The following is a 17,472-nucleotide window of genomic DNA, read 5'->3' as shown; positions in this document are numbered from 1 at the left end:
GAGACATCGTAGCAGGCTCGCCTGCGGCGCTGGTCCCTCGGCCCCTCATTGGCCGAAGCCACGCAGCTAGCGTGGCTTCGTGTCCTTGTCCTCCGGGTCGTCGACCGCGATGCGGAACCCCGGGTCTTCCGGCGTGGGCCCGGCGGGCCGCGTCTCGGGCCCCTCGGCCTCCCCGCGGCCCTCGGGGCGCTCGTCCCGCGGGGGCGCCTGCGCCGGGCCCTTGCTCAGCTCGGCGCCGATCCGGCCGACCACGTTCGTCGCGGCCCGGACGAGCTCGCGCCCGGCGTCGTCGATCGCCTTGCCGACGTTCGTGCTGTCGAGGTCCTTGCGCAGGTCCACGGCCGTCTTGCGCGCCGCGCGCCAGAGCAGGCTCAGCCCCTGCTTGAGATCCTCCCTGGGGTCGTCTCGATCGGGGTCCGAGCTCATCGCGCCTCCTTGGCTTTTGCCTTCGCCGAGGAGGCTTATGTTCCCGCCGCGCCTGCGCCGCAAGCGGCGCGCAGACCTCAGGCGGCCGTCTTCGGCTTGCTCGTGGGATCGACGTCCGGCGGGCGCCTCGGCTTGCTCCGGGGCTCGGCCTCGCCGGGCGCCTTCCCCGGCGCCTGCGCGGCGGCTGCGGCGCGCTTCCCGGCGGACGGCGCGCCGTCCTGTCCCGGGGCCGCCGGGACGCCGCCTCCGCCGCCCGTCACGGCCGGCCTGCGCTGCGGCGCGGGCGCCCCTGCCGCGGGCTTCGCCGCCGCAGCCCTGGCCGCCGCGGCGGCCGCCGCGGGCCGCGCCGTCGCGGGCGCCGCGTGCCTCGCCGCGGCGGCCGCCTCTGCCGCGTGCCTCGCCGTGGCGGCCGCCTCCGCCGCCTGCTTCGCCGTGGCGGCCGCCTCCGCCGCCTGCTTCGCCGGAGCGCTCGCCTCCGCCGCGGGCGGATGCGCGCTGTTCGAGCGCACCGCCGGCGACCACGCCGTGGAGCGGTTCCGGCCCGACCGCTTCGACACGTAGAGCGACTCGTCTGCGGCCTTGAAGAGCTCCTCCCACGTGCTGCCCGCCTCGGGGTAGGTGGCGATCCCGATCGAGCAGGTCACCTGGCACTGCACCGGCCCGTTGCTCCCGGCCGCGTGGAACGTCGTCCGGCCGAGCTCCTCGCGCACGCGCTCCGCGAGCAGCATCGCGCCGCGCGCGTCCGTCTCCTCGCAGATCACGACGAACTCCTCCCCGCCGAAGCGCGCGACCGCGTCGGTCGTCCGCTTCGCGCGCCGGAGGACGTCGCCGAGCCCCTTGATGATCACGTCGCCCACGTCGTGGCCGTACGTGTCGTTCACCTTCTTGAAGTGGTCGATGTCCGTGACGAGCACCGAGAGCCGCCGCGAGAACCGCCGCGCCGCCGTGATCTTCTGGTCCGCCACCTCGAGCATCGCGCGCTTGTTGAGCAGCCCGGTGAGCCCGTCCATCGTCGCGAGCTCCTCGAGGCGCCGCACCATGCGCGCGTTCGAGAGCGACACGGCCATGTGGCTGGCGAGCACCTCGAGCGTGCTGCGCACCGAGTCGGTGAAGGCCGCGCGCCGCCGCGAGCCGAGCACCAGCGTGCCGAGCGGCCGGTCGTGCACGACGAGCGGGAGCACGATGATCGACGGCATCGACGGCGGCGTGACGCGGCGGGTGAAGACGACCTGCCGCTTCTCGTCGTACTCGCCGCGGTACGGCAGCGGGTGCCGGTTCTGCAGCACCATCGAGACGAGCCCCGCGTTGTGGCGGAAGCGCTGCCCGGTGAGCTCGGCGACCCCGTCGCCGCTGACGGCGCGGATCTCGTGGACCTTCTGCGCCTCGTCGTACAGCGTGACGGCCGCGAAATCGACGGACGTGATCTCGCGGGCGCTCGTGACGCCGGCCTCGATGACGCCGGCCTCGGTCGTGGCGGCGCCGAGCCCCTCGGCGGCGCGGTAGAGCTTGCCCTGCTCGATCTTCGCGCGCTCGAGCTGGACGAAGACGCGCTCGTTCTGGATGGCCCGCACCGCGTAGCGGCACGCCTCGTCGATGAGCTCGAGCTCGCGCGGCGAGAACGGCCGCTCCTCGACGCGATCGACGACGAGCACGCCGCGGAGCTGGCCGTGCTCGAACACCGGCAGCGCGCACACGGCGCGCACCGGGGAGGGGCCGACGTAGTAGGGGAGCTTGTAGCCGGGCTTGAGGCCCCCGAGGACGACCGGCGCGCGCTGGGTGATCGCCGCGCCGAAGACGCCGTCGCCGGAGAGGAACGGGCCCTCGGAGAGGTTCGGCGCGTCGCTCGCGAGCTCGCTGATGCGCAGGTGCGTGCCGGCGTCGTTCTGCCAGAGGAGCACGGCGGTGTAGAGGTCGAGCGATTCGCGCAGGAGGCGCAGGGCGAAGAGCACCGACTGGTGGATCTCCTCGACGCCGGAGCGGGCGAGCCGCTCGTCGTCGCCCTTCTGGCACGCGCCCGCGCCGCGCGCCTGGGCCGGGGCCGAGAGCAGGCGGTAGCTGCGCGCGTCGTCGCGGAGCCGCTCGATCTCGGCCTGGAGGCGGGTGTGGGAGGCCTTCCTGACGCGGCCGAGCTCCGCGCGGAGGATGGTGGCGTTCAGCAGCGAGAAGACCGCCATGAAGCCGATGTGCGGCGCGGCGGCGCGCGCGGCGTCGAGCAAGGGCAGCGCGCCGCGCCGGGCCGCGGCCGAGCGGACGGCGATCTCGAGGGCGGCGGCGGCGATCGCGACGAGGAGCGACGCCCCTGGGCGGGCGAACGCGCTCACGAGGGCGATGACGACGTAGAGGGCGGCCTGGGCGTCGCCGTCGAGCGAGCCGTCGAGGCGGAGGACGGCGGCGAACGTGGCGACGAGGAGCAGGGCGCCGACCTCGAGGTCGAGCAGGGCGCTCGCCTCGATGGCGGCGGCGCGCCGCCGCGCCCGCTGGACGAGCGCCACGAGCAGCACGACCAGCGCGGTCGCGGCAGCGAGCGGCGGGAGCGGCGCGGCCGCGTCGAGGACCACGAGCGCCCCGAGGGCCAGCGCGCAGGCGAGCGGCGCCGCGTTGCGCGCGGTACGGCGGGCGGTGAGCACGGCGAGCACCAGGTTGGCCATCGGCTCGGATGCCGGTACCAGAGGTCGATCCCCCGGGCCCAGTTCTCTGCCGGCGGAGAGAGAAGGCCGAACAGTGGGGGAAAGGGGGGAGAGCGGGGGCGAAGGTGTGACCTGCAGTCGTGGCCAGTCTGAGGAGGGGTCGAGGAGCCAGGCTCGGACGCGCGCGCTGAGGTGGGGCAACGAGGCTTGACGGTGGGTACGCGGCTCGACGTGTGGATGAGCGAGGAGATGCGAGGCGAGCCGGCAGCGCGGCGGCACGCTCCTCCCGGGACTCATGGCGTCAGGTCGAGGTGCTGCATGGCCTTGGCTCCACATTCGAGCCAATATCCCGAACGGAACCATCGTACAGCGCATCATGCCGCCCTTCGGGGCGGCTGAACGTGGAGGAGCCGTGGCTTATTATCCAGATCTGAGCCCGTGTGATTACTTCGATCGTTGGCAGGAAATTTTGCTGGCGGTCGGGTGGCACGAGCCGAGCCATCCGTTCGCGACAGGCTCGGTATCGAAGCGGTTCTTCGAAGCCCTCGTGCGTCTGCTTTCCAACCCATGGCAGCCCGTTGCGCTCGCGGGTTTCCACAGGTGCTCCTATTGCCGGTTCACCGGTGGATCCGCCGAGCTTTGGTTCGAGGATACGGCGATCCGTGTCGGAGCGAATAATCTGTTCATTCCAGCGGATCATTGTGTGTATGTCGCTCCGAGCTTGATCGCCCACTATATTGATGCTCATGACTACTGTCCGCCGCTGGTGTTTCAGGAGGCTGTTTTGAATTGCCCCGAGATGAGATCTCTCGCGTACCTGAAGAAGATGAAGTCGCTCGGCATGGTGCTCAGACCTGCGGCCTCCTCATGATGGGCCTGGCAGGCGTGGTTCAACCAGGCGAGGCATCGCCGCGGCTGCGCTCACAACAGCCCGGCGACGCTCATCGACCCGACCGATTGCGGAGGAACGTCTCCGGGGTGAGGTCGTCGGTCAGGGTGACGTCCGTGTTGTAACTCCGCTTGCGTCGATCCCGACCGGCGCGCCGGCGATCCGGCGCGCGGGTCAGCCGACCCTGTGCTCGACGCTCGGCGCCTGGGCCTGCCGGCGGAGCTCGACGTTGAAATGCTGGAGCACCCAGCGCTCCGCGTCGGTCATCGACGAGAAGACCCTGACGGGATGCGGCGGCGGCTTCAGCCAGTTGAGCGCGGTCAGGATGCCGTTCACCAGGCTGGAATCGCCCACGATGCCGGACGCGAGCAGGTGCGCGCGCGCCTGCTTCTCGTAGTCGACGTACATCTGCGCGACGGCTCGCCGCTGCACCGCGTTCGGCATGCTGCTGCCGCGCGTGTCGTTGATCAGGCCGAACGGCCCCGAGACGATGAGCTGGATCATGCCCCTCATCAGCACGTCCCACTCGTCCTGGGTGTAGTGCTCGCCGGCCCGCATCACGACCAGCGGATAGCGCGAACGATCCAGCTCAATCCCGCGCGCCAAGGCCGCCTCCGTCCCGACGGACGCCACGCTGGACCGAAACGCGGATGGACGCGTACGAGAGGGCGGTCGCGGAGCATGCGGCGGTCATGTACGTCCCGGTCGGCTCAGAAGGGCAGCATTCAAATGAAGAGCAAAGCGATTCGCGGCTGTCAATGACAAATCATGGCGCTGACGCGAGGCGACAAGAATCTCGTGCGCGCCCCGCGCCTCCTGGACAGCCACGCTGTATCCACCGTTTCTGCGCGCTCCGGAGGGATCGTCGCGGAGGACGGCCGGGCGCGGACGCAAGTGCCCGAAATTGTTCCCCAACCTCGGCTGTGTTCGGCGCTCCTCCGCCTCCTCTCTGCCTCGGCGCCGCCGGCACGGACACAGCACAGAGGACGTGGGACGGTGCCCAGTCACCCGCCGTCGTAGGGCCCCAGAAACACCGGCCCCGGCGCGAGCAGCTGAGTGCCGTTCATCAACCAGACCGCCGCCTGGTTCGTTCCTGTGGCGTACCAGAGCACGTCCGCCATGCCGTCGGCGTTGTAGTCCCGCGCGGTGACGACGTGAAAGCCGCGGCCGAGCCCGGGGATGACCGGCCCCGGCGCGACAAGCTGGGTCCCCTCCATCAGCCAGATCGCCGCCAGGCTCTTCTCGGGATGCTCCCAGAGCACATCCACCATCTCGTCGCGGCTGAAGTCATTCATACGAACGGTCTTCCACTCAACCCCGCTCGCCCGCTGCGCCGCGCGCCCCAGGGACGACGCCGCCGGCTCGGCGGACCAGCGGTCGTGGTCCGGCTCGATGCCCGGCGTGCAGGCAGGCCGGCATGAGGTGAACTGCAGCGATCGCGCACAGCGCAGCCCCTGTAGCCGCAGACCTCCTCACACTCGCCTCGCTTGCGGCTCGGGCGCGGGCGCAAACGCCGGCGCGGGAGATCCGATCCGGTCCGCGACCCTGAGCACGCCGAGCACGTGCGCGGGCCGATAGCAAGCGCAAGGCCATCGAGACCACGGTGTGCGCCCGATCTCGGCGTGGTCACCACATGGTGCCTCACCAGGCCACTCCCCGCTTCTTGCATCGAGGATGGCTCTACCGGGGACGTACACCTGGGAGGAACCTGCGCACGTGCTTGCCTGTCGCGGAGAGCGTCAGTTGAGGCCAGCGGCGACGCTGGCGAGGCCGACCGTGAGATGGACGGCGGTGACGCCGACGAGGGTGCGGTGGCGCGCGTAAAAGAGGCCGAAGAGGACGCTCGCGGCGAAGGTGATGACCGCGAAGGCCAGCGAGACATACAGGTGGAACACGCCGAAGAGCACCGAGGTGACGACGATGGGCGCGAGGCGCCCGGCGTCGGGCAGGAGCCGCTCGAGCGAGGTCTGGATCACGCCGCGCGCGATGAACTCCTGGAGCAGGCAGTGCGGCCCATAACTCGCGAGGAAGATCGCGAACTCGAGGCGCGAATACCCCGCGACCGAGCCCCAGTCGAGCCACGGCTCGCCCCGCAGGGCCGGCCCCGCGCGGAGCGCGAGGCACGCGGCGAAGGCCATGGCGGCGATGACGAGCGCTTCGCGGAGGCTATGCCGCGCGCCCGAGAGCGTCACGCCGAGCCGCGCGAGCGGCAGCGGCTGCCGCCGGACGAACCACCCGATCGGCACGAGGAGCAGCAGCAGGAGACCCCACGAATAGCCCATCTGGAGCAGCGGCGGCAGATCGGCGCGGATGAGATCCCGGACGAGCTGCGCGACGCCGAAGAGGGCGATGACGACGAAGAAGAACGCCGCGAGCTCCCGGCGCAGCTCCAGGGCGTCCCGAGCGCCGCGGCGGAGGAGCTCGATCTCGAGGCGGAGCAGGCCGTGATCGGCGTCGCTCGCCGCAGCCAGCCCGGCGCGCTCGGTCGAGCGGTCGCGCCGGCCGGTCGACGGGCGCGCGTCGCGGGCGGCGGAGTCAGCGAGGAAAGGAACATGGTGTGGGTCGATCACGTCGGAGGAGGATTCGAGCAAGCTCATAAGACTATCCCCATTGAACCATCCATGATGTCACGACTCTGGGCGAGCGATCAAGCGCGTAAGAGGTTCGCCGTTGTAACAGCCAGCGTGGTTCACGTTGGTTCTCGCTGTTTACGTGGTTCGCGTCTGGTTCCCGCGGCGGGCACCAGCTCGGCGTGGCGGGTACCAGCTCGGCGCGGCGGGTACCAGGCCAGCGCGGCGGACGCCAGGCCCAGCCGTCGGTCGGAACCTCGCGAGCCTTGCGAACCTCGCGAGCCTTGCGAACCTCGCGAGCCTCGCGAGCTTTGCCATGGGCGCGCATGCCGCTATCAGAGAGGTCGTTCCTCCGAGCCCGGCGCGATGCCACGGATGAGCGGGCGCCGAGCTGGGCGAGGACGGTACGACAGGGGGCAGACCACACCGTGCGGCTCGGGATCCGGCTTCAGCTCTTGTTCGCGCTCGGCGCGCTGCTCCTCCTGGCGTTCCTGCCGCTCTTCTTCGCCGTGGCCAGCCTCACGCGGGCCACGATGAGCGGCGCGCGCGCGTCGAGCGCCCGCGCGATCGGCCGCGCCATCGCCGGGCACGTGGCCGCCGCGCGGACGACCCGCTCCGCCCCGGAGCTCTCGCTCCTGCTCGAGGCGCAGCTCGGCCCGGACGGGGCGTCGGCGATCGGCGTCTACGACGCGGCCGGGGCGCTCTCGGGCCGCGCCGGGGAGCCGGAGATCGCGGCGGCGCTGCCCGCCTCGGTGGAGGCCGGCACGGAGGTGCTGAAGACGGTGCGGACGGCGCGCGGCGATGCGCTCCTGGTGGTCGTCCCGGAGCCCGCGCGCGAGGCGGCGTCCCTCGCGGAGCCGGCCCCCGCGGCGTCGACGGGCTCCGTGGCCGTGCTGGTGCCGACCGACCCGTCGACGGTGGCCGCCGCGCCGCTCGTGCGGATCGTGGCGCTCTACACGGGCATCGTGGCGCTGGCGCTGCTCGTGTTCGCGTACATCTCCATGACGCACCTCGTGGTGCGGCCGATCGACGCGGTGTCGGAGGCCGCGCGCCGCGTGGCCGGCGGGGCGCGCGACCTCGAAGTGCCGCGGGCCGGCGCGCGGGAGCTGGCGGAGCTCGGCGCGAGCCTCGCGCTGATGACGGGCCGCCTCCGCGCCGACGAGGAGTCGCTGCGGGCGAAGATCGCCGAGGTCGAGCGCTACGCGGCGGACCTGAAGAGCGCGCAGGAGCGGCTGGTCCGCTCGGAGCGGCTCGCGTCCGTGGGGCGCCTGGCGGCGGGGCTCGCGCACGAGATCGGCAACCCGCTCGCGGCGATCCTCGGCCTGCAGGATCTGCTGCTCGCCGGCGGCCTCACGCCGGCCGAGGAGCGCGACTTCGTCGAGCGGATGAAGCGGGAGACGGAGCGGATCCACAAGATCCTGCGCGACCTGCTCGACTTCGCCCGGCCCGCGGCGCGGGGCGCGGCCGAGGCCAGCGACGATGGAGAGGCAGGGCACCTCTCCTCGGGGTCGGTCGCGGAGGCGATCGGCGACGTCGTCTCGCTCGTCACGCCGCAGAAGGCGTTCCGCGCGATCGAGCTCGAGCGGGACGTCGCGCCCGACGTGCCGGCCGTGCCGCTCGCGCACGGGCAGCTCGTCCAGGTGCTCCTGAACCTGCTCCTGAACGCGGCCGACGCGGCGCCGCGCGTCGGGGGGCGCGTGGCGGTGCGCGCGTCGCGGGGCGCGGGCGGGGGCGCGCGGATCGAGGTCGAGGACAACGGGCCGGGGATCGCGGAGGCGGTCCGAGAGACGCTGTTCGAGCCGTTCATCACGACCAAGGAGGTCGGCGAGGGGACGGGGCTCGGGCTCGCTGTGTGCCGGGGGCTCGTGGAGGCGGCCGGCGGGACGATCGGGGTCGAGCGAGGCACGGAAGGCGGGGCGCGGTTCGTGGTGCTGCTGCCGGGGGCGGCCGACAGGCATGGGTGATGGGAGGGCGCAACGCGCGATCCCACGTGCGATTCCACACGACCGGAGCGATCGGCAGCGGCCCTCGCTTTCCCCGTCTGGCGGCGAGCCCCCGCCCTGCCCTGGGCGGGAGCGCTCTACTCCTCGACGGCGCCCGGAATCCACCACGAGGCGACCGCGAGCTCTCCGTTGAAAGGCGGTAGCACGACGCGCTCGTCGTCCTGCGCGGTCGCCGTGAGCGCCGGCCTCCCACCGACCGTCTCGAAGACCTCGACCAGCCGGCGCATCGGGTCCACGATCCAGCTCCAGCCGACGCCGGAGCGCGCGTAGAGCGGCAGCTTCACCGCCACGTCGTCGCGGGCGGTCCGCGGCGACAGGACCTCGCAGCACCAGTCGGGAAGGATCGTCAGCGGGTTCTCGTCCGGCAGCTCGGGCACCCGCTCGACCCGGAAGCCGCACAGGTCAGGCACGGCGAGCCGGCCGCCGGGGAAACGGATCTCCGTCTCGGGCTCGATCCACCAGCCGACGCCGCCGACGTTCGCGTCGAACGGGACGAGGCCGTGCAGGCAGAGCCTGGCCGCGCGGCGGTGGCGCTTCCCGGGCCGCGACATCGTGCGGAGGACGCCGGGCTCCAGGATCTCGCCCGTCAGGTGCTCGGGCAGGGCGCGGATGCTCTGGTAGAGCTCCTCGAAGGTCGGGGGGGTCGTGGCGGGTTGACCCATGCCGACGAGCGTATCCGATCGCGCGCGGCGCGCGAGCGGCGATCGGGCCGCGTCAGTTCACCTCGCGCCCCGCGGACGGCCACGGCCGCTCGCCGCCGAGCTGATCGAGCTCCTTCCGGAGCTCGTCGGTCGGCGCGAGCACCTGCATCCGCTCGAGAACGCTGCGCAGCCGCGACGCGTCCGAGCGGCTCGAGTAGATCGACCGCAGGTTGTTCAGCATGCGCACAAGGATCTGCCGCTTCTGGGCGGGCACGAGCAGCCGCGGCTCCGGATCGCGCGTGGCGCCCGTGGCGCGGGTGTGCAGCGCGCGCAGGTCGTCCCGGCCGAGCAGGCGGCCCTCGAACGGGTCGATGAGCAGCACGCCGCCGCGGACCGGCGTCCTCACGAGGAAATGGCCCGGGAACGAGACGCCCTGGGCCTCGAGGCCCGCGCGCCAGCACACCTCGAGGAGGACGACGGCCAGCGTGATGGGGATGCCCGTCCGGCGATCCAGGACCTCGTGCAGGTAGCTGTTCTTCGGGTCGTAGTAGTCCCCGGAGTTGCCGTGGAACCCGAGGTCGCCGTAGAACCAGCGGAGCAGCTGCTCGATGGGGCCGCTGCCCGGCGTCGCCTCCGCGGCGCGCAGGGGGCGATCGACAGCGCGCCGCGCCTCGCCGCCGAGCCGGTCGAGCACGCCGAGGTAGTGCGGGATGTCGAGGCCCGGGTACGCGGCGTCGTCGATCAGGAGCGCCGCCTCGGCGAGGTCGAGCTCGTCCTCCGGTCTCCCGGCGATATGCGCAAAGAGCGTCAGACTCACCGGCGCGGCCATCGGACCGAGCGTAGCGCCACCCGACGGAGATGGTCTAGCGCCGCCCGCCGGAAGTCCCGGCGAAGGCCGGACTTCCGCGCCGCTTCGCGGGGGCTTCGCGCGGGCAGCCTTGACTTTGTCTCCTCGGGGCTTCGCCCCGCTCCACACCCCGGCGTCGGCTTCACCTATTCCGGTGTGTCAGAATTCCGCCAGGGACTGTTCCTTGGCGCCGCTCGCGTGGACTCGCTGCCGGAGCCTTGCGGCTCGCCAGCGCCCGCAGGCTCTGCTGAGATCGCCTGTCATATGGTGAACCAGCGTCACTCTTTGGAGTGAGCTTGATTTTCCGATCGCGCTTGGATTTTCGAGCTCCCGCGCACCGGTTCAAGGCTTGCGCGCAATGATCTCGAGCCTGTCGACGCCGATTCGGAGCTGCGCGGTGCCCGGTCGCCGCGCGACGATGCTCGCGGCGCCGTGAATGCCCATCTCGGCGAGCTGCTTGCGGATGCGGCACACGTCCACATTGAGCTTCCATTGATCGACGCCCAGCATGCCGCAGAGCACGTCGCGATCCACCCAGCCTCGATCCTCCGGCGAGCCCGCGCGGTGCTCGGCGCGCGCCCGCGCGAGCGTGAGCAGCACGTAATGGTATGCCCGCGGCGCGAGCGGGAGAACCCCGCTGTCGTGAAGAACCGATACATCCACGTGCTCTTCGTCGGGGCTCACCGAGAAACGGAGGCCGATCGCCTCGAGCACGAGCCCGGCGCCCGCGTCCCACGTCGCGCGGATCGCGGTCGGGAGCAGGAGCTGCCACGGCTCGCCTTCTACGACCAAGAGCGCATGGTCTTCCACGGCGGCCGTCCCTTCCTCTCGCTCTGCGACCCAGCGGCCCGCGCTGTCCTCGAAGACCGTGACGAGCGGCCGATCCTCGCTCGGCAGGACGAGCACGTGATCGGCGGCCGATCGGATCTCGCCCGTCCTCACGCAGCGCGCAGCGGGCACGGGCGCGGTCGCGTCCACCAGGACGAACCCGACGCCCTCTCCGCCGAGCGTGACGACGGCGCCTGGGCCGAGCGGCGTTCGTTCGCCGGGCCCGAGCCGCCGACCGTCGAGGAACGTGCCGTTCTTGCTGCCGAGATCCTTGAGCTCCCAGCGCCCCTCGATCCAGCGCACGATGGCGTGCTCCCCGGAGACGCGCGGATCCTGCGGGCGCAGGTCGCAGGCTGCGTGTCTTCCGATGAGGTAGCGGGGCCCCAGCGTCGTGCGGCGGTTCGTCCCGAGCTCCTCCAGGATTCCCAAGGTGCCGAGACACTACAGCACCGAGGTGACCGGAAAAAGGACCCTCGGCTAAGCTCCTGGACCGGTGAGCGACGCGACCCTCTCCCTGCTCCTGCCCGAGGGGCACGCTGCGCCGGACCCGGCGCGGCCCGTCGCTTTCCCCGAGCGGTACGACGATCTCGGTCGCATCGCTGCCGGTGGGTTCGGCGAGGTGCGCCGCGTCCGCGACAAGCTCCTCTCGCGCACGATCTCGATGAAGATCCAGCGGTTCGAGCACGCCGACGAGCCGCGGAGGCGCTCGCGCTTCCTCGCGGAGTCCGAGATCACCGCGGGGCTCTCGCATCCTGGGATCGTGGCCGTCCACGATCGCGGCGAGCTCCCGGATGGGCGGCTCTGGTACACGATGCAGGAGGTGCGTGGCCGCACGTTCGAGGTCGTGCTCGCGGAGCTCCACGAGGGCAAGACGCCCGCGGGGTTTCGCCAGGGCGCCGCGGCGTTCCGCAGGGCGGTCGATGCGCTCGCGCGCGTGGCGCAGGCCGTCGCGCACGCGCACGGCCGGGGCATCCTTCATCGGGATCTGAAGCCTTCGAACGTGATGGTCGGGGACCTCGGCGAGGTCCTCGTCATGGACTGGGGGCTCGCGCGGCGTGTGCTCGACGTCGAGGCGCCGGACGGCGGTGGCGCGGCGGAGGTCGACGACGAGCGCGCCCTCGACCCGTCGCTCACGCGCGAGGGGGATGTGCTCGGCACGCCCGCGTACATGCCTCCAGAGCAAGCGCGCGGGGAGCGTCACCGGCATGGACCGCGGAGCGACGTGTACGCGCTCGGAGCGATCTTGTATCACCTCCTCGCCGGCAGGCCCCCGTACGCGGCCGAGGGATGGGCGTCCTTTCGCGCCATCCTCGCGGGCCCGCCGATCCCCGTGATCGCGGCGGCCGCGGGGGGGCCGCCGCCGCCCGTCGAGCTCGTGGCGGCCTGCGAGCGCGCGATGGCGCGGGTGATCGAGGCGCGTTCCCCTGACGCGGGTGCGCTGGCGGAGGACCTCGTCGCGTGGCTCGACGGCGCGCGGCGCAGGGAGCAGGCGAAACGCGCGCTCGCAGCCGCGGAGGCGAAGAAGCCTTCGCTCCTTTCGTTGCGGGGCCTCTCGGCGGAGCGCCAGGCGGAGGCGGATGGCTTGCTCGGGGCCATTCGTCCTTTCGATCCGATCGAGAAAAAGGAGCCGGGGTGGCGCTGCGAGGACGAGGCAAAAGCCCTCTCCGTGGAGGCCGAGATCGCGGAGATCTCGTTCGTCGAAGCGGTTCATGGCGCGCTCAGCGTGGATCCGGACCTCGACGAGGCGCACGCGGCGCTCGCGGACCATTATCACGATCGGCTCTTCGAGGCGGAGCGCGCGCACGACGACGCGAACGCCGCGCGCTGTCTCGCCCTGCTCCGCGCGCACGATCGAGGGCGGTACGCGGCCGTCCTCCGCGGCGAAGGCGCGGTCTCGCTGGCGACGGATCCACCCGGGGCCGAGGTGGTGTGCGAGCGTTATGTCGAGCGGGGCAGGCGCCTCGTCCCCGAGCCCTTTTGCTCGCTCGGCCGTACGCCGCTCGATCGCGTACCGCTGCCGCACGGGAGCTACCGGTTGCGCGTCCGCTCGCCGGGACACGCGGAGGTCTTTTATCCGGTGCTCGTCGAGCGTGCCGGGCACTGGGACGGTCGCGCCCCGGGGGAGCACGACGCCTCCCCGATCGTGCTGCCCGCGGAGGGCGAGCTCGACGCGGACGAGGTGGTCGTCCCGGCGGGCGTCGCATGGTTGGGTGGTGATCCGAAGGCCGGGGACAGCTTGCCCGGACAGAGGATCTGGATCGACGCGTTCATCCTGAAGCGGTTCGCCGTGACGAACGACGAGTACCGCGCCTTCTTGAATGATCTCGTGCGCCAAGGCCGCGAGGGAGACGCCATCGCGGCCTGTCCGCGCGCTCAGCTCGGGATGGGGGAAGAGCGGATGGTCTTCACGCTCGGCGGCCGCGGGGAGTTCACCCTGGGCGACGATCACCTCGGGCGCCCGCTCCTGCCGGACGCGCCGGTGACGCTCGTCGACTGGTTCGGCGCGGCGGCCTATGCGCGCTGGTTCGCCTCGCGGACGGGGAGAGCCTGGCGGCTCCTCGACGAGCTCGAGCGGGAGAAGGCGGCGAGGGGCGCAGACGGACGGCTGTGCCCCGCGGGGCATCATGTGGACGCGCAGTTCCTCCGGTGCGTCGAGAGCGTGGAGAAGAACCCGGCCATCGTGAGCGTGTACGAGGATCCGGTGGACGAGAGCCCCTACGGCGCGCGCGGGCTCGGCGGAAACACGCGAGACTGGTGCGAGAACGCCTGGCGGCGGGATGGTCCGCGGATCGAGCGAGGTCGGCTCGTGCGGGAGACGGCGCTGGGCGACGAGGTGCGCGCGGTGCGCGGCGGATCGTGGAGCAGCCCGCTCGAATTTTGCAGGGTCGCGGCGCGGTTCGGCAATGCTCCGGCGAGCCGGCGGCTCACCATCGGCCTCCGGCTCGCGCGATGTCATCCGAGGGTGTCCATCGCCTTGAAGTAGCTCGTGCCGGAGCTTCCGGGTGTGTTGTCGTTCAGCGTGAGCTCGCAGGTCGAATCCAAGGGGATGTGGCCGTCCGTGTCGCTCCACCACACGGCGTTCCCCCTCGCTTCCGAGAGGGTCTCCGTGATGCCGCTCAGATCGACGCCCCAGGTCACGCTCCCCGCATTCGTGTACATGAACCTCTTCGTTCCCGACGAAACAGGCTTGTCCTTGGGCTCGAACTTTCCGGGCGCCGCGGCCTTGAATTCGTCGGCGCTCGAGGTCGGGGTGCCGCCCTTCGTGGCTGTGACGGTGAGCGAGCCGCTCGTCGGCCAGGCCCCCGAGATCTGGTAGTAGATCCGATCGCGTGAAAAGCCGGTGGGGGGGGCCTTCGAGGGCGGCTGGTAGATGGTTGCGATCGTCCCGTTGCGATCGGTCAGCACGATGAGCATGCCGCCGTCGATCTCCTCCGTGTGCGCCTCTGTCTTCGTCCATGCATCCATCGGTACGAATCGTACTCCGCTCATGTTTCTTCTCCTGGTGTGCGATGCCCCCCCATCGGAGAGCGAGGCCTGGACGCACCTTACGACCGTCCGTACGCCCGGGGCCATTTCAGCATATATCACCCTATTTCAGGGGCGAAAGGCCGCGTGAAGAGCGCGGAGGAGGAGCCGTGCGCGAGGATGCGGGAGGGTGATCGAGCGTCGGTCGGGCTCGGGGAAGCTCCGGATCCGCGTCGACGCGGTGGAGACCACGAGGCCCCGATGGGCGCGAAATCGGCTGATATGGCCTGAAATAGCGAAGGCCGCTCGCGAGGTGCAAGGTCACATCCTGTGAGCGCCGCGGCGGGCCCTGGGACACCGGAGTCCGGAGGCGGCGCGAGCATCTCCACCGAGAGCGCTTGGCCGGCGGACAGCCGGCTCCGAGAGGAGTCCATCCATGAGCACCGTGAACGTGAACAATTCGATCGTGATGACCCGTGGTCTTGGGATCGCCCTGCTCGCCGCGGGCGCGTCGCTCGCCGCCCTCGGCTGCGTCGCGGGGGAAGGGCAGGAGCTTTACGAGGGGGAGGACGTGGCCGAGGCGGCCGAGGCCGTCACCTTCGGGGGCCACGATTACCTCTTCGTGACGAACCTCATGAGCTGGAGCGCGGCGCGCTCCTACTGCGTTCAAAACGGCTACGACCTGGTGACGATTTCGAGCCCCGCGGAGCAAGCCTTCCTGACCGCCGAGGAGACCAGCCGGGCGTCGAGCCCCTTCTGGATCGGCTACAACGACAGAGGGGTCGAGGGGACGTTCACCTGGGCGTCCGGCGAGCCTGCTGTCTATGTGAACTGGAGGCCTGGCCAGCCGAACAACGACAATAGCCAGGACTGCGTGGAGGACAACTCGCAGGGCACGTTCCAGTGGAGCGACGTCGATTGCTCGAGCGATCGGCATTTCATTTGCGAGCGCGGCTCCGTGCCGGGCCAGGACGGCACCGTCGCCTTCAACGTGAGCAACACGAAAGACGCCACCAAGAACACGCAGGACGTGCCGCTGAACCTCAACGCCGGGATGCTCCTGACGTTCGGGACCTGCGGCGTGGCGGGCGCCTCCAAGTCCGGTGACACGCTCATTCGCCTCATCGGCCCTTCGGGCGACCAGCTCCGAAAGAATGACGACGCCTGCGGCGGCACCGGCTCCAACCTATCGTACGTGCTCCCGACGACCGGAACGTACATCCTCCGGGTCGGCTGCCACGGCTCCGGGTCGTGCAGCGGCACGATGGCGTACACGTACTGACCGGGACGAGGAGCGGTGGAGGGGGCTCCGGAGGTTTTCCAGGCTGCCCGCGCTCCAGGCGATGCTGGATCGCAAATCCTGGCGGGACGATTCCGCGGCGGCGAACCGTTGCGATCCGGCGGATGCCCCGGGATTTTGGGAGGGGGTGACGACGGATCGCAGCCCCTCGGAAGGCGTGGGCCCAACCCGGGCCCAAGCGTCAAGCCTCGGGCCTGGGGAGCTCGCCGTGACCGGGCCGTCGCCTCGGGCGGCCGTGGTCGCTTCGCTCGCCGGCACCCTGAGCCGCGCCGTCGCCCTCGGGGACGAGGTGGCGGCCCGGGTCGTTCACGAGGCGATCGGTCGGCTGCTTGAGCTGCCGGTGGCACCGGACGAATGAGCAACCTTGGACCGACCGTCGAGCCCGCCGCTGTTGGACTTCATAGCCCCCAGAAGACCCCTGAGCGGGCTCGTCTGGCGCGATTTGTCGCAGCCGCACGATCAGTCTTCGATGATTCTGCCGGGCTCCTTCTGGCCCGGGTCGATTTCACCTGCCAGGGCGGCCACGCCGAGGTGGCGCCCCCGTTTATCCAACACCTCCCAGTGTGCCGCTGCCCCCCTGTTGACGCTCCCCGTCGATGATGGCGGGAGGCCACTTTTCGCTCAAGCAGGACGATGGCTCGCTCACGTACCCGATGGCCATCGCCCATCTGGTGCTCGGAGCCCCCGCCGGAGGCTCCGTCCGCCCATCGCCCGCGCGACGCGTCCGCCGGGGGCGCAGGGGGCGTCAAAGGCGGCGCAACCGCCGAGCTCTGCGACGGAACCCTTGACGCGTCCGAGCACCCCGGCACGCTCAGGCCAGCGATGGGCCGACCTTCACGCCCGTGACCTAGGCCCGTGCACCTTCACGATCGCCATCAGGCAGCCCGAGCGGGAGAGCATCAACCAGCTTGATTCTCAACAGAGCTGTGCTGGTCGCCTCTCTCGCCGCGGCGCTTACCGTCGTGGACCCGCTCCGCAACACCGAGCAGCAGGCGCCGTCACCCCACCAGCTCGTCGAAGCGTGCAATCTCCTGAAGCAACTCCGGCTGGTGCCGGTGCGCACTCAGGCCGATGAGCACATTGCAACCGGCCCCAAGCAGCTGTGGAGTTGGGGCATCAACTGGATCAAGACCACCGTCCACGGTTGGTTCTATTCCTATACTCAGCATCGATATCTACAGCCGGCATATCATGTTTGGTCGGTACACGACGACGAGTCGGCTGAGTACGCCGCCGCGCTTTTCAGCATCACGTGCGTCGACAGTCAGCTCGACCCCAAGGGCCGGGTGTTCCGCTCCGACATCGGTGGCCCCATGCGCGGTTCGACGCGTCACGCTGAACCGGCTGGGGGTACGCGCCTCCCTCAGCCGCCCCGAGGTTAGAACCGACAATGCTTTCTCCGAGACGCATTCCGCAGGGTCAAACACCGGCCGGACGCCACAGCGCGCTGCACTTCGTCATTATTCCTGACGACCGCCACCACGGGCGCGACGTCGCCCTGCTCGCGGCCGGCGAGCGTGCCTACGAGCAAGCGCGGCGGTGCTATCCCGAGCGCTGGTTGGGCTAGGCGAGCGATCGGACGCCCGGTGGCGCTGTCCGCCTCGGGCCGCGCAAACCCGACGAGCTCAGCAAGATTTCAGGCGAGGACGTGCTCACAACGTGAGTGTAAGCCGCCGCGACAACCACCTTGACGTCCGCCGCCCTCCATCGAAGCCCTCGCGTTCGCGGGCGGCACCTTCGGGCCGGCGGCAGCCGAGGTAGGTGGCCGCGAGGTCTGGACGAAGTAGCCGAAGTGTGAGCGGTGGCCGCCTAGGCGAAGGAACGAGTGCGGCGGAAGATGGGCTTGGTACCGAAGCCCCCCTGGGGTAGCATGGCC

14 protein-coding genes are annotated in these 17,472 nt (G+C 71.0%); 5 read left to right on the top strand and 9 right to left on the bottom strand.

Annotated features, from left to right (window positions below):
• Positions 1–66: 66 nt before the first annotated feature.
• Both ACSRUE_RS06640 and ACSRUE_RS06635 read right to left on the bottom strand, forming a co-directional pair.
• Positions 67–426, bottom strand: coding sequence for a hypothetical protein (locus ACSRUE_RS06640; protein WP_437763188.1), 360 nt, complete (start codon positions 424–426; stop codon positions 67–69).
• 77 nt (positions 427–503) lie between these two features.
• A complete protein-coding gene (locus ACSRUE_RS06635) occupies positions 504–3,074 on the bottom strand; it encodes a diguanylate cyclase (RefSeq protein WP_441290281.1) in 2,571 nt (856 codons plus the stop codon).
• A 391-nt stretch (positions 3,075–3,465) separates the two neighbouring features.
• Between ACSRUE_RS06635 and ACSRUE_RS06630 the strand changes: the two genes are divergently transcribed.
• A complete protein-coding gene (locus ACSRUE_RS06630; RefSeq protein ID WP_437763186.1) occupies positions 3,466–3,924 on the top strand; it encodes a hypothetical protein in 459 nt (152 codons plus the stop codon).
• Between the two features lie 192 nt (positions 3,925–4,116).
• Here ACSRUE_RS06630 and ACSRUE_RS06625 read toward each other — a convergent pair whose 3' ends face one another.
• From ACSRUE_RS06625 to ACSRUE_RS06615, 3 genes are all read right to left on the bottom strand, one after another.
• Complete coding sequence (locus ACSRUE_RS06625; RefSeq protein ID WP_437763185.1) at positions 4,117–4,548, bottom strand: hypothetical protein; 432 nt, start codon at positions 4,546–4,548, stop codon at positions 4,117–4,119.
• Positions 4,549–4,946: 398 nt separating this feature from the next.
• Entirely contained in the window at positions 4,947–5,237 is a 291-nt protein-coding gene (locus tag ACSRUE_RS06620) for an FG-GAP repeat domain-containing protein (RefSeq protein ID WP_437763184.1), read from the bottom strand.
• A gap of 444 nt (positions 5,238–5,681) precedes the next feature.
• Positions 5,682–6,539, bottom strand: a complete 858-nt coding sequence (locus ACSRUE_RS06615; RefSeq protein ID WP_441290280.1) for a lysostaphin resistance A-like protein — start codon at positions 6,537–6,539, stop codon at positions 5,682–5,684.
• A gap of 401 nt (positions 6,540–6,940) precedes the next feature.
• Between ACSRUE_RS06615 and ACSRUE_RS06610 the strand changes: the two genes are divergently transcribed.
• Positions 6,941–8,476: an ATP-binding protein gene (locus ACSRUE_RS06610; protein WP_441290279.1), complete on the top strand. Its 1,536-nt coding sequence runs from the start codon at positions 6,941–6,943 to the stop codon at positions 8,474–8,476.
• 116 nt (positions 8,477–8,592) lie between these two features.
• Here ACSRUE_RS06610 and ACSRUE_RS06605 read toward each other — a convergent pair whose 3' ends face one another.
• The 3 genes from ACSRUE_RS06605 to ACSRUE_RS06595 form a co-directional block, all read right to left on the bottom strand.
• Entirely contained in the window at positions 8,593–9,177 is a 585-nt protein-coding gene (locus tag ACSRUE_RS06605) for a Uma2 family endonuclease (RefSeq protein WP_441290278.1), read from the bottom strand.
• Between the two features lie 52 nt (positions 9,178–9,229).
• The gene (locus ACSRUE_RS06600) at positions 9,230–9,985 is read right to left on the bottom strand and encodes a SirB1 family protein (protein WP_437296207.1); all 756 of its coding nucleotides are present in this window, start codon (positions 9,983–9,985) and stop codon (positions 9,230–9,232) included.
• Positions 9,986–10,345: 360 nt separating this feature from the next.
• The gene (locus ACSRUE_RS06595) at positions 10,346–11,260 is read right to left on the bottom strand and encodes an FHA domain-containing protein (RefSeq protein ID WP_437763180.1); all 915 of its coding nucleotides are present in this window, start codon (positions 11,258–11,260) and stop codon (positions 10,346–10,348) included.
• 64 nt (positions 11,261–11,324) lie between these two features.
• Here ACSRUE_RS06595 and ACSRUE_RS06590 point away from each other — a divergent pair, with 64 nt between their 5' ends.
• Positions 11,325–13,814: a protein kinase domain-containing protein gene (locus ACSRUE_RS06590; RefSeq protein WP_441290277.1), complete on the top strand. Its 2,490-nt coding sequence runs from the start codon at positions 11,325–11,327 to the stop codon at positions 13,812–13,814.
• Here the strand turns inward: ACSRUE_RS06590 and ACSRUE_RS06585 are convergent.
• On the bottom strand, positions 13,784–14,320 hold the full coding sequence (locus ACSRUE_RS06585) for a hypothetical protein (protein WP_441290276.1): 537 nt from the start codon (positions 14,318–14,320) through the stop codon (positions 13,784–13,786). The genes ACSRUE_RS06590 and ACSRUE_RS06585 overlap by 31 nt on opposite strands.
• A 412-nt stretch (positions 14,321–14,732) precedes the next feature.
• Between ACSRUE_RS06585 and ACSRUE_RS06580 the strand changes: the two genes are divergently transcribed.
• Both ACSRUE_RS06580 and ACSRUE_RS06575 read left to right on the top strand, forming a co-directional pair.
• Positions 14,733–15,578, top strand: a complete 846-nt coding sequence (locus ACSRUE_RS06580) for a C-type lectin domain-containing protein (RefSeq protein ID WP_441290275.1) — start codon at positions 14,733–14,735, stop codon at positions 15,576–15,578.
• A 926-nt stretch (positions 15,579–16,504) separates the two neighbouring features.
• On the top strand, positions 16,505–16,978 hold the full coding sequence (locus tag ACSRUE_RS06575; RefSeq protein WP_441290274.1) for a hypothetical protein: 474 nt from the start codon (positions 16,505–16,507) through the stop codon (positions 16,976–16,978).
• The last annotated feature ends 494 nt before the right edge of the window (positions 16,979–17,472 follow it).

Origin of the sequence: Sorangium sp. KYC3313 (assembly GCF_052075895.1) — a bacterium.
GTDB classification, from domain to species: Bacteria; Myxococcota_A; Polyangia; order Polyangiales; family Polyangiaceae; genus Sorangium; species Sorangium cellulosum_B.
The sequence above is the reverse complement of the archived record's forward strand: the minus strand, read 5'-3'. Positions and strand labels throughout refer to the sequence as shown.